The 13,655-nt window shown below is 44.2% G+C and carries 12 protein-coding genes; 4 read left to right on the top strand and 8 right to left on the bottom strand.

Going from position 1 to position 13,655, the window contains the following annotated elements:
• Nucleotides 1-43: 43 nt before the first annotated feature.
• The 7 genes from ubiE to CELL2_RS00860 form a co-directional block, all read right to left on the bottom strand.
• Nucleotides 44-703: a bifunctional demethylmenaquinone methyltransferase/2-methoxy-6-polyprenyl-1,4-benzoquinol methylase UbiE gene (gene ubiE, locus CELL2_RS00885; protein WP_038033860.1), complete on the bottom strand. Its 660-nt coding sequence runs from the start codon at nucleotides 701-703 to the stop codon at nucleotides 44-46.
• On the bottom strand, nucleotides 700-1,776 hold the full coding sequence (locus CELL2_RS00880) for an NAD(P)/FAD-dependent oxidoreductase (RefSeq protein WP_038033861.1): 1,077 nt from the start codon (nucleotides 1,774-1,776) through the stop codon (nucleotides 700-702). The genes ubiE and CELL2_RS00880 overlap by 4 nt, the downstream gene beginning before the upstream one ends.
• A 6-nt stretch (nucleotides 1,777-1,782) precedes the next feature.
• Entirely contained in the window at nucleotides 1,783-2,979 is a 1,197-nt protein-coding gene (locus tag CELL2_RS00875; RefSeq protein WP_038033863.1) for an FprA family A-type flavoprotein, read from the bottom strand.
• A 401-nt stretch (nucleotides 2,980-3,380) separates the two neighbouring features.
• On the bottom strand, nucleotides 3,381-4,739 hold the full coding sequence (locus tag CELL2_RS00870; protein ID WP_038033865.1) for a glycosyltransferase: 1,359 nt from the start codon (nucleotides 4,737-4,739) through the stop codon (nucleotides 3,381-3,383).
• 2 nt (nucleotides 4,740-4,741) lie between these two features.
• Nucleotides 4,742-6,367 (bottom strand): tetratricopeptide repeat protein, encoded by a 1,626-nt coding sequence (locus tag CELL2_RS09420; protein ID WP_241208669.1) that lies wholly within the window; start codon nucleotides 6,365-6,367, stop codon nucleotides 4,742-4,744.
• 41 nt (nucleotides 6,368-6,408) lie between these two features.
• Entirely contained in the window at nucleotides 6,409-7,323 is a 915-nt protein-coding gene (locus tag CELL2_RS09415) for a glycosyltransferase family 2 protein (RefSeq protein ID WP_241208668.1), read from the bottom strand.
• A gap of 105 nt (nucleotides 7,324-7,428) precedes the next feature.
• Nucleotides 7,429-8,955: a flagellin gene (locus CELL2_RS00860; RefSeq protein ID WP_038033868.1), complete on the bottom strand. Its 1,527-nt coding sequence runs from the start codon at nucleotides 8,953-8,955 to the stop codon at nucleotides 7,429-7,431.
• Nucleotides 8,956-9,115: 160 nt separating this feature from the next.
• Here CELL2_RS00860 and CELL2_RS00855 point away from each other — a divergent pair, with 160 nt between their 5' ends.
• From CELL2_RS00855 to rpsB, 4 genes are all read left to right on the top strand, one after another.
• Nucleotides 9,116-9,880 carry an N-acetyltransferase gene (locus tag CELL2_RS00855; protein ID WP_012310359.1) on the top strand — a complete coding sequence of 255 codons (765 nt, stop codon included), beginning with the start codon at nucleotides 9,116-9,118 and terminating at the stop codon, nucleotides 9,878-9,880.
• Nucleotides 9,877-11,073 (top strand): glycosyltransferase family 4 protein, encoded by a 1,197-nt coding sequence (locus tag CELL2_RS00850; RefSeq protein WP_038033870.1) that lies wholly within the window; start codon nucleotides 9,877-9,879, stop codon nucleotides 11,071-11,073. Before CELL2_RS00855 ends, CELL2_RS00850 begins: the two co-directional genes overlap by 4 nt.
• A 59-nt stretch (nucleotides 11,074-11,132) precedes the next feature.
• Entirely contained in the window at nucleotides 11,133-12,380 is a 1,248-nt protein-coding gene (locus tag CELL2_RS00845; RefSeq protein WP_012896037.1) for an MFS transporter, read from the top strand.
• A 139-nt stretch (nucleotides 12,381-12,519) separates the two neighbouring features.
• Nucleotides 12,520-13,302, top strand: a complete 783-nt coding sequence (gene rpsB / locus CELL2_RS00840; RefSeq protein WP_038033872.1) for a 30S ribosomal protein S2 — start codon at nucleotides 12,520-12,522, stop codon at nucleotides 13,300-13,302.
• Nucleotides 13,303-13,323: 21 nt separating this feature from the next.
• Here rpsB and CELL2_RS00835 read toward each other — a convergent pair whose 3' ends face one another.
• On the bottom strand, nucleotides 13,324-13,644 hold the full coding sequence (locus tag CELL2_RS00835; RefSeq protein ID WP_038033873.1) for a YbjQ family protein: 321 nt from the start codon (nucleotides 13,642-13,644) through the stop codon (nucleotides 13,324-13,326).
• Nucleotides 13,645-13,655: the final 11 nt, after the last annotated feature.

Here is a 13,655-nt window from a genome sequence, read left to right as displayed (position 1 = left end):
GAGGAAATTCTATCAATTTTTGGTGGTGATTCCAAATGTCTCATCAGATCAAATCGCCAATGAAAATTCCCGCTACAGAGAAGAAAAGAGGTTCAAAACTCGCCTTGAAGCCTTCCTCTTTCATCATCTCCACTATTTGATCGGGTCTCAGAAAATTGAGAACGGAGGTGGAGAGATACCTGTAGGCGTGAAAATCCCCGCTGAGAAGACCCCCAACGAATGGAACCCAGGTTTTCAGATAAAAAGAGTAGATCTTTCCCGTGAATCTTTTGGTGTTAGGTGGAAGGAGTTCAAGGATCACCAGTCTTCCTTCTTTTTTTAGGACTCTTCTGCACTCTCTCAAGACTTTTCTTCTGTCTGAAAAATTTCTGAAACCAAACGCCACGGTGATGGCGTCGAAACTTTCATCGTCGAAAGGAAGATCGTGAGCGTCTCCTGTGATGAACTTTCCATCTTTCACTCTCTTTTTTGCTATTTCCAGCATCTTCGATGAAGAATCCAGGCCTGTGATTTCGAGATGCGGTGCTTTTCTTTTCAGGAGCCTGGCTACATCTCCGGTTCCCGCGGCAAGATCGAGAACCTTTTCTGGATTCACCTCAAGGGTGAGTTCCGCTACTCGTTTTCTCCACTTCGTATCCATTCCGAAAGAGATGATCCTGTTCAAAAGATCGTACCTTTCCGCTATTTTGTCGAAGAGCTTCATCGCGCGTTTCTGAGTCTTTCCTCCCACTCCCTGGCTTTTCTCACATCAGAGAGTACGACCACACCGACGATCTTTTCATCTCTGTAGAAAGCCTTTGTCTCGCTGTCGATCCACTCTCCTCTGTCTGTGAGTTCTCCAACTATGGCTATGGGAAAGTCTCCGAACTTGAAATAAGAGGATCTGAAACGAAAGTCGTACTCGTCGGGTATGCCCTTCAACGTGTTTGCCAGGACTCTTGCGTGTGCCATGGCGGCTTTCGCCGTTCCGCAGATGATGCCTTCGTATTCCGCACAGTCTCCGATGGCGTATATATCAGGTTTTGATGTCCTGAACTTTTTGTCCACCAAGATGCCTCTGTTCACATCAAGCCCGCTCTCTTTTGCGAGTGACACCTCCGAGACTATTCCTATGGAGCAGAGAATCACCTTCGCCGGTATCTCTTCTTTGTCTGTGACGAGAACATCGTTTTCTATTCTCTCCACGTCCCTGCCAAGGTAAAACTCCACTTTGTGTTTTTCGAGCTCTTTTTTTATTCTCTCTGTCAGTTCTTCGTCCAGTCCCATGAGACGGGTCATCTTCTCAACCACTTTCACCTTGATTCCCTGTTTCGACAGATTCCCTGCGATTTCAAGGCCGATGAACCCTCCGCCGATGATGAGAAGATCCTTTTCTCTTTCCACCGCCTCTTTCAATCTCTTCGCATCCTCTATCGTCCTCAGAGTGTACATTCTCTCCCAGCCGGGTATTTTGAGTGTTCTCGGCTTTGCACCCGTTGCGAGAACGAGAACGTCGTATTCAAGGGTTCCTCTGTCTGTTTCGAGAATTTTCTTTTCCGAGTCTATCCTTTTTGCATTTGTACCAAGAAGGAGTCTTATACCCTTTTTTTCGTACCAGTCGGGCGGATAGGGAAAGAGACTTTTTTCCTCCGCCAGTCCTGCAACATAATGGCTGAGCATGGGTTTTGTGTAGTAGGGCACCGTTTCTCTTTCCACGATGGTGACCTCGTGTTCTTCTGAGAGCTGTTTTGCGAGTTCAACCCCGCCGGGACCGTTTCCAACGATCACTATTTTCACAATTCATCACTCCAATTCTTTTTTGAGAAGAGATATCACCTCTTCGATCTTTTTCTCATCCATACTGGCGCCTTTTATCTCCGTGAAGGAGAGAATTCTGAACTTCGTTCCTTTCAAAAGTTCTCCTGCTGTTCTTTCAACGGATGGAGCCCAGCCGTGCACTCCAAAGACGAGGACGGGTTTTTCGTAGTTCGCTTTGTCTATTATCTCAAAAAGGGTGAATCTCATGAGTGGATGCATCTCCGCCTCGTAGGTGGAAACACCGAAGATCAGTGCTTCGCTGTCTGGAATGTCTTTCAGGATCTCGCTGATCGCGGGTCTTTCCTCGTCGGAGAATCTGTACACAACCGGTATGAATCCTTTCTCTTTGAGAGAATCGATCACCTTTTTCATCACGTTCTCGACGAAGCCGTACATGGAATCGTAGATCACCGTGACTTTTCCTTTTTTCGGATCTCCCTTTGCAACACTCACGTAGTGGTTCAGTAGCCTTTGAGGATCTTTCTTCCAGATCAGTCCGTGTCCTGGAAGGAGTGCCTTTATCTCCAGACTGGAAAGCTTTTCTGCACCTTCGAGGATGTAATTCTTGTAGTGCCCTATCACCGTGACGATGTACTTTGTGACGTAGGAAAGGTACTCTTCCACAACGCTCTCGTCTGAGTCGTCCAGAGTCTCTGGGAGTTGGTATCCACCGCCCACATCACAGCCGAAGAGAACTCCGTCGAGATACGTCACCATTGTGTCTGGCCAGTGAAGCCAGGGAGTCATGATGAATTTGAATTTTTTCCCTCCGATTTCCTTTTCTTCTCCATCTTTCACAACTGTCACGTCTTTTATACCGTAGAATCCTTCAAGGAGTCTTTTTCCAAAATTCGAAGCAATTATTTCCACGTCGTGTCCGATCGCTTCGAGTGTTGCAGGGAGTGTTCCGCTGTGATCAGGCTCGGTGTGGTTCACAACGATGTGTGTGATCTCCTTGGGATCGACGATCTTGGACAGAGTATCGATGAACTCTTTCGCGTAGTTCTTCTTCCAGCCGTCTATCAGAACGTTGGCATCATTCAGCTTCACAAGGTACGCGTTGTAGCTGATCCCTTCAGGTATTTCCCAAACAGCCTCGAAGTACTTTATCTGATCGTCGTCTACTCTCAAAATGAAGATTTCCGGATCGTCGAAGATCTTTTCAGCCAAGATTTTAGGCATACAAAACACCTCCATTAAATTAGGGACTCCAAAGTGATTATAGCAGAAAATGTAAGGAAAGCGGTTTCAAAAACTGGAACAAATATGTGAATTTTTTCTTATGCAGAGATTCACAACATTATTCCGATTCCGAAAAATTCTGGTTTGTGAAAACCACAATCGTTCTGAAACTACCTTGAGATGTGTGCCATCTACCAAGAATTTCATATGGAATATTAAAGTGATCCAGAAGCTGTTTTTCTGTTTGAAAGTATTTTTTCATCGCATTGATCCAAGCTTGCCTATAAATACCTTTTTCTTCTGGATGGCCGGAGTCAAATACTAAATAGTGCGTTTTATTAAAAAGTTTCCAGCAGTAATTATGAAAACCTTGTCTGCTGTATCTATAATGCTTTCTTGATCTAAATTTTTATTATCTGATCAATCATTTTTATTTGCTTCTCAAGAGAACAATTCTTTTCGACAAATGATCTATATTTCTCTGAGTTGTAATTACTGCTGGTTACAATTCGTATCGCTTCGTCGATAAAGTTAAATACAAGATTGTCTGGCCACTGCGTTTTCGCTCCAGCGTAGTTATGTATAATAGGTTTTATTCCCCTCGCCATAGCTTCTGCAATGTTGTAGCCAAAACTTTCATGAACACTGGTTGAAAGCAAATAATTCTTGTCCTCAAGAAAAGTGTTCACGTCATCAACCCAGCCGTAGAGTTTTATGTTCTTTTCAATGCCAGCGTCTTTTATAAAGTGTTTGAAGTAATTAGCGTACCTTATTTCCTGAAAGTCTCCAGCTATGTGTAGAGTGTATCTTTCATCAATTTTTCTCAACATACCTATAATTTGAAGCCACATGGCAGGATCCTTCTTGTGGTTGATATGTGCCACAACTGCTATATTGAATCCGGGTTGTCTAACCTTGAACTTGAATCTGTTCAGATCGATCCCGTTTGGAATAATTACTATCTTATCTTTTATTTGCTTATAAGCTTCAGAATGATAATCTCGAAGGATATGTTCGATATGTTCTGCAACAAGGATCAATCTGTCAACGTTTTTCCAGTTTATTTTTTCAGGATAATTGGCCAACGATTCATAGCTGTGAAGTCGACAAAGAATTTTTTTCTCATCCTTCGGCAGTTTATTCGTTATCTCCACTGCCATTTCGTTCGCCCATTCGAGCCAGACGATATCTGCCCAATCGTACGCTTCCTTAATCTGCCTGCCATCTGTTGTAACTACGAGTTTCACATCGTAGATGTTCGACAAAATCTGAGCTATGTCTTTTATGAAGTTGTCCAGACCAGGAAGGCAAAATATGGCAAGCTTTATGTCTTTTTTGAACTGGTCTCTCAATATCTGATATTTCTCTTTCATTTCCGGTATATTGGAAAGTTCCATTGCCTTCTTATAGTAATGAAGAGCCATCGCTGGATTGTTTTGCTTCAACTGTGTGTCTCCGAGTATGTCGTAGACTTCCCACGTTTTGCTGTTGATCCTTGTCAGATACCTCCAGGATTCGAAGTACTCTTCCTTTTCAAAGAGCACCTTTGAATAGTTGAAAAGAACATCGTCGTGAATTGGATTGATATCGAGGGCTTTTTTGAAAAACATGAGCGCTTCGTCGATTTTACCTTCGTAGTAGTGTATGATTCCGAGCAAATTGTATCTTTCTACTTTATCTTCTATCTTTTCAATCGGTTCTTTTGCTTTCGAGAATTCTTTTTGTTCTATCCTTTTTCTTATCTCTTCAAAGATGTCCATAATCAGACCCTCCTGAAGGCTTCAATGAACCTGAGGTTTTTATCAACTGCTCTCACTTTAACAACGGAGAATCTCAGATTTTCCAGAGTTTTCCTCATTTGATGAGTGGTTCTCAATACTCTGAAGCCAGGATAATACCACACGGGGTTGTTTCTATCATTCATATCAGGCACAAAGAAGAAAAGAAGCACTCTTTCAGCATTTTCAACAAGTTTATTCAGGTCGAGTGTCTCTTCCACACCAGAAACAACAAGAAGGTTCTTCGAGTTTTCTTTCAACTCTATTTCCAGATCTTTCAGGACGAATTCAATCCCAGGAGCTTCTCCTTTGATTCTCAGGTCCCTTGTATCGCTCTCCAGAAGAACTTCTATTATGTGTTCTTCTTTCACTTTGAATGGAGGTTCTTTCATGATTTCCTTTTCTCTTTCTTTGTAAAGCTTCAAGGCTTCATCTGATGGATATGGAAGCGCGTAGTAGAAGTTTTCTTTTCTCTTCCACGCTCTGACAGGGTGAATCGCACCAAAACCAGAGAATCTCTCTGTTATGTTTCCCACCCAGATGATTTCATCCTCTTTTTTCATGAACGGAAATGTCTGATTCGGATAAAGCCCGTTGTATTTGTATCTTCCAAGTGCTATGTCTCCCAGATTTTCGTTTTCTTCCACTGCTTTTATGTTAAGTTCGAAGGCTTTCAATGGATTCTCTTCTTCCCAGGTTTTTGCGAGACGGTAATAGTAGAATGGAAGTTTTGAGATGTCTTTTATTCTTTCAAGAAGCGTTCTTGCTTTTTCTTTGCTTTTTTGGAACACAGCCACTGCTGAGGTGTAGATGGCGAGTGGGTGATCGGAGATGAGATACAGTTTTTCTGCGTCTTCTTTTGCGAATTCGAGGATGTTGAACGGAAACTCTCTGTAGCCGGAGAAGTATCTGTACAATTCCTCGTAGACTCCTTCTATATCCGGGTCGAGTCTTGTTTTCAGATCTTCTATCACAGGTTTTATGAAGCTTGCTATCTCCGGAGCCAGTTCCAGTGTTTTTCTGTACCTTGAGATGGCTTCCGAGAAATTCCCAAGTTTCAGATACAGATCGCCGATGAGAGCCTGGATAATGCCGTTAAGTTTTTCATCACCTTCGATCTTTGAGAGAACTCTGATGAGTCTTCCTTCTGTTTCTTTCTCTCTCAAAAGATCGAAGATGAAAAGAAGTCCGGGGATACCTGTTTTTCCCACGAAGAAGTTAATGTCACCGTCTGTCAGGTATTCGAACAGGAAATCCTTCTTTTCTACTAATCTCTTCAAAATGAATTTGGAGATTCTCCTTGAAACAGGGAGTTTGTTCAAAAGCTTTTCGGATGCTTCAATCTCGAATTCCACTATTTTCTCAACTATTTCATCGAAAAACAAGCTTTCAGAGTGTTCTGCTATTTTCTCAATTAACGTGAGTGCTTTCTGGAAATCTTCTCTGTTGTCTATTTCTGATATAATCCGAAGCGTGAGAGCAATTTTGGATTTATCTACGCCGTTTTCAATCGCTTTCAAAAGATTCGCGTAGGCTTCATCCCATTTTTTAAGTTTTATACAAGCATGACACATGAGAAGATGAGCCATTCCTGTTTCTTTGATAGTCATGATTGTAAAATCATATTTTTCTGCTTGAGATAGGGCCCTCTCTAAAACTTCGAAAAACTTTTTCCCCCACTGATAAAGATTCTCCCAGTCTTTTTTCGTTCGTAAATTACAAGCTTTGCGAAATATGGATCTGGATTTTCTGGGAAAGCCTTAATAGCGGAGTCTATGAATTCTTCTCCTTTTTCAAGGAACCCGTTCAAAATCAGTTCCATTCCGAATATATAAAAAAACTCCAGACCTATTGGAGGTATTTTTCCAACCTTCATTATTTCCTGCAGAGTTTCCCAAGCGATTTTGTTCTCCTCGTGTTTCTGACCACCTATTTTCTCTGTTTTGTAAAGCTGGACGAGGTAGTATATTTTTTCTACAGGATCTTTCACGTTCTTTAGATGTTCTCTTATTAATGTCCCTGTTCGTTCATACTTTTTCTTTTTGAGCTTTCTTGTCCAAATGTAGCCGTAATGATAAATCTTGAACGGGGCGTGCACCACCTTCGGTTTATAAATCGCTTGATTGTGAACGATGTTCTTGTAATAAACAGTCCCGTTTCTGAAGATCCTCGGGGTTGATGCTATTTCAGTTTTTTTGAAGTCCCAATCCAGATAATTTATTGTGGGAAGATACACGGTGTTCACATCTTCCGATAGGCTTTCCAGAAAACTTCTGATGTTTTGTCTGAACTCTTCTGAAGCTTCTTCGTCAGCGTCCAGAATGAGAATCCACTCGCAGGTGGGAAATTTCAAAGAAAAGTTCCTCGCTTCAGAGAAATCGTTTTTCCATTCGTGGAAGTAAAGCTTGTCTGTGTATTCTCTCACGATCTCTGGTGTTCTGTCTGTGGATCCCGTGTCGACCACCACGATTTCATCTACGACGTCTTTTATGCTTTCAAGCGCTCTTCTTATGTTGTGTTCTTCGTCTTTCACTATCATGGCTACAGAAAGCAGACATTTTCTCATCTTCTCACCTCGGTTGTATATTTCTATGTCCTGCTCTTTCTTTCCTCATATATTTTTGCACAAAAACAAAGGGGGCTTGCGCCCCCGAATTGACGGTGTTTATTTTTATCTCATCAGCTGGAGGACGTTCTGTGGAAGTGTATTGGACTGAGCGAGCATAGCCATACTGGACTGAAGCAGGATCTGTTGTTTGGTGAATTCCATCATCTCTTTTGCCATGTCTGCGTCTCTGATTCTGGATTCGGCCGCTGTGAGGTTTTCCGCTGCAACTCCGAGGTTGGAGATGGTGTGTTCGAGCCTGTTCTGGACGGCACCGAGCTGTGCTCGTGCACTACTGACTTTGTGTATCGCAGCGTCTATGACCATGATCGCTCTTTCTGCACTGTTTTGATCCGTTACCTTGAGAGAATCGGGTGTGAGACCAAGAGCAGACGATCTCATGTCGTCGAGTCCTGCTATCATGTTGTGTCCTTCGTTAGCTCCGATCTGGAAGATGAGTGAAGTGTCCTGATACCAACGTTCCTCTGCTCTCACCACACCGCTGTCGATCACTTCTTCCATTGGCAAGGCTCCACCGAAGGAGTTGATATCGTACACTCCTGTGGTCCAGGTAAAGACAATTCCTTTGAGACCGGTAAGATCAAATGCAAATTTGGAACCGTCATAGCTTATAGATCCACTGACCGTTCCGTAGAAGGCGTTACCCTGCGAGAAGTCGACAACCAGTGCTGATGCGAGTCCTGTTTCGTTGAAGTAGTTTACTCTGACATCAAGAGAACTTGTTCCAGCACCCACAAATTGGCCGACTTCTACAACGTAGGATCCTTCGTGGACATCATCGAAGGTTACCGACACCGATGTGGCAATTGAGATTTTCACAGAATCAACGACGCCTAAGGAAGCATCAGATACGACGAATTCAAATTTCAATCCACCAGCAGTAATTACACGCGTTGAACCGATAGCTTCATTAGTTACTTGAAAACTTGTTATTGTCGCTCCTCCATCAATGATTTTCACTGTACTGCCCGAAGCTGATATTGTTATATCCCCTAGTGTTACTCCATTTATAACAAGATTTACTGCCTTAGCACCGCTTATACCTTGAGCGTTACCTATTGAGAGGCCATTCAAATCTGTAGATTGCGACGCTTGGAGGTTGAAGTTACCACCTGTGACCACTTTCACATCTGCCTGAGGTCTGAAGCTCTCGATCTTTCCATCCAGCAGTTTCATTGTGTTGAACTCTGTTGTTCTTGCAATTCTGTCGATTTCTTCTCTGAGCTGATCCAGTTCTGCCTGGATCTGGTATCTGTCAACGTCCGTGTTCGTATCGGACGCAGCCTGAACTGCGAGTTCCCTCATTCTCTGAAGGATCGAGTGTACCTCTGTGAGAGCTCCTTCTGCTGTCTGGATCAGAGAGATGGCATCCTGTGCGTTCTTGATCGCCATGTTGAGACCTTTGATCTGGCCTCTCATCTTTTCGCTGATGGCAAGTCCCGCTGCGTCATCTCCTGCCCTGTTGATCCTCAGACCAGAGGAAAGTCTCTCAAGTGTCTTGCTCATGCTGTACTGGGTCTGGTTGATATTTCTCCAAGCGTTCAACGCACTGATGTTGTGATTGATCCTCATAACCTACTCACCTCCGTGTGAGTATTCTTACTTCCCTGTACCCGGCGCCGGACTTTCCATTATCTTTAATCGGAAGAGACTTTAGGGATTTTAATGTTAAATGTTTGTAACAACACGGGTGGTAAAATTTTTTCGGATAATCCGAGAGGGAGGTTAAGTTATGAGTTTTATTTCAAGCAGGGCCAAAATTGGAGAAAACGCAAAAATAGGTCGCAACGTGGTGATAGAAGATGATGTGGTTATAGGAAGGAATGTGATGATAGGACACAACGTAGTGATCAGAGAAGGAACGATCGTGGGTGACGACTGCGTTATTTTCGACGGCACAGTTCTCGGAAAACTTCCCTTCAAGTCTGCTATATCTGCCGTAACTGAGGAAAAAGAGTTTCCTCCTCTCAAAATAGGGAACGGTGTGATTATAGGTGCCAACTGTGTGATATACCGGGGAAGCATTCTGGAAGATTTCGTGTTTGTGGGAGATCTTGTAGTGATAAGGGAAGATGTAAAAATAGGGTCTTACACGGTGATAGGAAAGGGTGTCACTGTCGAGAATAGGACTACCATAGGAAGATATGTGAAAATAGAAACAAATGCTTACATAACAGCACTTTCAACTATAGAAGATTATTGCTTTGTTGCACCCGAAGTTACGTTTACAAACGATAATTTTCTTGGAAGAACAGAAAAGAGAAAGAAATTTTTCAAAGGGCCAACTCTAAAAAAGGGTGCACGAATAGGAGCGAACGCAACCATTCTGCCTGGTATTGTTGTAGGTGAAGATGCTTTAGTAGCAGCTGGCTCTGTTGTTACAAAGGATGTTCCTGATAGGAAGATCGTTATGGGTATTCCTGCAAAAGTGGTGAGAGATGTCCCTGAAGAGCAGCTTTTGGAAAATCAAAGTTACTACAAGGAGGAATCCTCTTGAACATAGCCGTACTCAATCACTACGCGAGCGTACCGGAAATGGGAAGCGCTGAAACGAGACATTTCGAACTCGCGAAAAGATTCGTAAAGGAAGGTCACAAGGTGGATATCTACATCGGTGATTTTTCGCATCTCATCGGGAAAAGATGGAGCGAAACATTCGGATGGAGTTTTTCTAAGGACGGCGTGGATTTCATCGTCGTTGAAACAAGAGAATATATCGGAAATTCCCTTTCAAGGCTTCTCTCCTCTATCGATTATTACAGAAATGGAAGAAAGAAGATCGTTCAGAGAAACTACGACGTCATCATCGCGTCTTCTCCGCACCCATTTTCTTGGAGCCTCGGTTGGTACTACGTGAAAAGAAAAGGTGGAAAGTTCTTCATCGAGATCAGAGACGTCTGGCCAGACGATCTTGTGAGGCTTGGTTCTCTGAGTTACCGTCACCCGGTTTCGAAGCTCTTCGACCACATGTGCAAAAAGTATTACCCGAAGGCGGATGGAATCATTTCCCTTGCTCCAGATCTTTCCGAGCACTTCAACAGATTGAAGGTTCGACCAAAGAATTTCATCTACATTCCCAACGGTGTTGATCTGAAAGTTTTCGAAGATCCAGAACCGTGCCCGATAGTGGATGAACTCTTTTCAAAAGTACCCGCTGATAAGATAAAGGTCGTCTACGCGGGATCCATCGTCGAACATAAGGGGATAAAAGAGTTCATAGGAACACTTTCAAAAGTGAGCAAAAGCCTGAGAGATCTTTTTGTGTTCCTCTTTGTCGGGCCGTCTCAGGTGGATTATCTCAATTCTGTGAAAGAAACGGCGAAAGATCTACAGAACGTGTTCTTCTTTGATCCCGTTCCGAAAAAGTGTGTTCCCTATCTTCTTCAGAGAGCGGACGTTCTTCTTTTCACTCTTTCTCCAACCGTGATGGATCACCCTGCCGTGAGTTCCTACAAAGTGGTAGATTACATGGCCTCTGGAAAACCAGTCCTCTGTGTCGATATCGAAAATCTTCCCTTCAAGAAAACGAAAGGAGCTGTCTTTTTCAGAGAGGGTAATCTCGAGGAAGCACTGAGAAAAATCCTCGATGAAAATCCTTCAGAACTCGGCAGAAGAAACAGAGAGTATGTGGTGAAGGAAAGAGACTGGGGTCGACTTTACGAAAAGTTAAGGAGTTTCGTACTCTCCTGAAACGAAAAGTTAGGATAGAATATCTTATGCTGCATACTTCAGAGCCGGGAGAGAAGAAGATGGAACGTTTGACGGAGAAGGACTACCGGTGGAATTTCATTGTGAATTCACTGGATTACGCGTTCTTCAGTCTTGGAATGACCCTTGGATCCATTTTCACGCTGTTTCCCGTTTTTGCCAGAAATCTCGGCGCTTCCAATCTGGAGCTGGGGCTCATCCCGGCCATTGCGAACCTGGGATGGGGTATTCCTGCCATATGGGGCGCAAAGTACGCGGAGAGATCGCCAAAGAAATTGAATCTCGTCCTCAAGGTAACTCTGGGAGAGAGGCTCCCTTACCTGTTCATGGCGCTGATCAGTTTCTACCTCGCTGTTCCTTCTCCGAGGCTGTCTCTTTACCTTTCCATTCTGATGGTTGGGATCGCTACATTCTCAATGGGCTTTCTGGGTCCTCCGTGGATGAGTATGATAGAGAAGGTGATAGATCCACGAAGAAGAGGCACTTTTTTTGCCATGGGAAACGGTCTTGGAGCGATGCTGGGAGTCGGTGGCTCTGCCATCGCCGGAGAGCTTCTCTCGAGCCACCCGTTTCCCGTGAACTTTGGTTACGTCTTTCTCACAGCGTTTGTCTTCTTCATGGTATCTTTTGTGTTTTTGGCCCTCACAAGGGAAGTGCCGGATCACACACTTCCTGACGATGAGTCCATATGGAACTACATAAAGAACATGAAGAATGTCTTTCTGGACAGACATTTCCGGAACTTTTTGATAGATAGGATCATCACGAGTTTTATGTTTGCGTCCAGCGGTTTCATCACGGTGTATTTGCTGGAGAAGTTCTCACTTCCAGATGAATCGGCAGCGGTTTTCACGGCGATCGTTCTCGTTTCTCAAGGACTGTCTTCTTTCCTGTTCGGCCCCCTCGGTGACAGAAAGGGGCACAAACTGAATCTTATTCTCAGCAAGATCTTTTATTCTGCAGCTGTCATACTGGCGTTTCTTTCCACATCACCGGTGCACGCCTATCCCGTCTTTGCTCTGATGGGCCTTGTGAACACCACGAACAACGTTGGAAACATGGCGATCACACTGGATTTCGTGTCTGGGAAGAGAAAAGAACTCTACATGGGGTCTCTGTACTTCTCAATCGCTCCTTTTTCCTTCGTTGCTCCCCTCATCGGAGGTAAAATAGCAGATCTTTCTGGATACGGTGTTCTCATGGTTCTCACGGGGTTGATCGGTGTATTCGGGATTTTCTACGTTGTGAAGTTTATCGTGGACCCGAGAGTTTCAAACAAGAACAATTGAAATTTCCCTTCTTCGATGGTAGAATTCTCAAGGTATATATCACGCACGCTCCTGGATCCCACCCTCGGTGCCTGTGAGAAGGCCGGCGTGGGTACGAAGGGAGCGGAGGATCAAAACCAAAAGAGTGGAGGTGTTGTCTGTGCCTGTTGTTACGATGAAACAGCTTCTGGAAGCGGGAGTTCACTTTGGACACAGAACGAGAAGATGGAACCCAAAGATGGCTCCCTACATCTACACGGAAAGGAAAGGCATCTACATCATCGACCTTCAGAAGACCCAGCAGTTGCTCGAAGAGGCTTACTACTTCGTGAGGGAAAAAGCCAGCGAAGGTGCAACGATTCTCTTTGTTGGGACGAAAAAGCAGGCCCAGGGAGTCATAAAGGCCGAGGCAGAAAGGTGTGGAGCCTTCTACGTGAACAACAGATGGCTTGGAGGACTTTTGACGAACTTCAAAACGATCAGATCGAGGATAGAAAAACTCATCGAACTCGAAGAAATGGAGCAGAGCGGCAAGCTCGACGAACTTCCAAAGAAAGAACAGAGCAGGATCAGAAGAATTCTCGAAAAACTCAGAAAAAACCTCGGCGGTCTCAAAGAGATGAGAAAGATTCCAGACATCATCTACATCGTTGATCCAAGGAAAGAAAGAATCGCTGTGGCAGAGGCGAACAAGCTGGGAATCCCCATTGTGGCTATTGTTGACACGAACTGCGACCCAGATCCCATTGACTACGTTATCCCTGGAAACGACGATGCGATCAGATCCATAAAGCTCATCACTTCCGTCATTGCAAATGCGTATCTCGAGGGAAGAGAGGGAGCTCCTCTCACCACGGAAGAAGTGGAAAGTTCGGAAGAAATGATCGAAGAAATGACAGAGGACTTTAATCTGGAAGAACTCGAAGAGGAAGAAGAAGTGTAATCAAGGGGCGTTCCCGCCCCTTTAAATTTTCTCCAGTTTCACCGCGGTTCCGTACGCGAGGATCTCCGCAGCACCGCTCATGATCGTGGATGAAGAATATCTGAATCCTATCACCGCGTCCGCCCCAAGTTTCTCCGCTTCTTTCATCATCCTTTCCAGTGCAATGTTTCTTGCCTCCGTGAGCATCTCCGTGTAGCCTTTGATCTCACCACCCGCGAGGGTTTTGAGGGCAGCGGCTATGTCTCTTCCCAAATGCTTTGACATCACCACGTTTCCTGAAACCAACCCCAAAATCTCTTTCACCCTGTATCCAGGCACCTGTTCCGTGGTGGTGATAATCATTCTCCACACCT

Origin of the sequence: Thermotoga sp. Cell2 (assembly GCF_000789375.1) — a bacterium.
Taxonomy (GTDB): domain Bacteria; phylum Thermotogota; class Thermotogae; order Thermotogales; family Thermotogaceae; genus Thermotoga; species Thermotoga petrophila.
The sequence above is the reverse complement of the archived record's forward strand: the minus strand, read 5'-3'. Positions and strand labels throughout refer to the sequence as shown.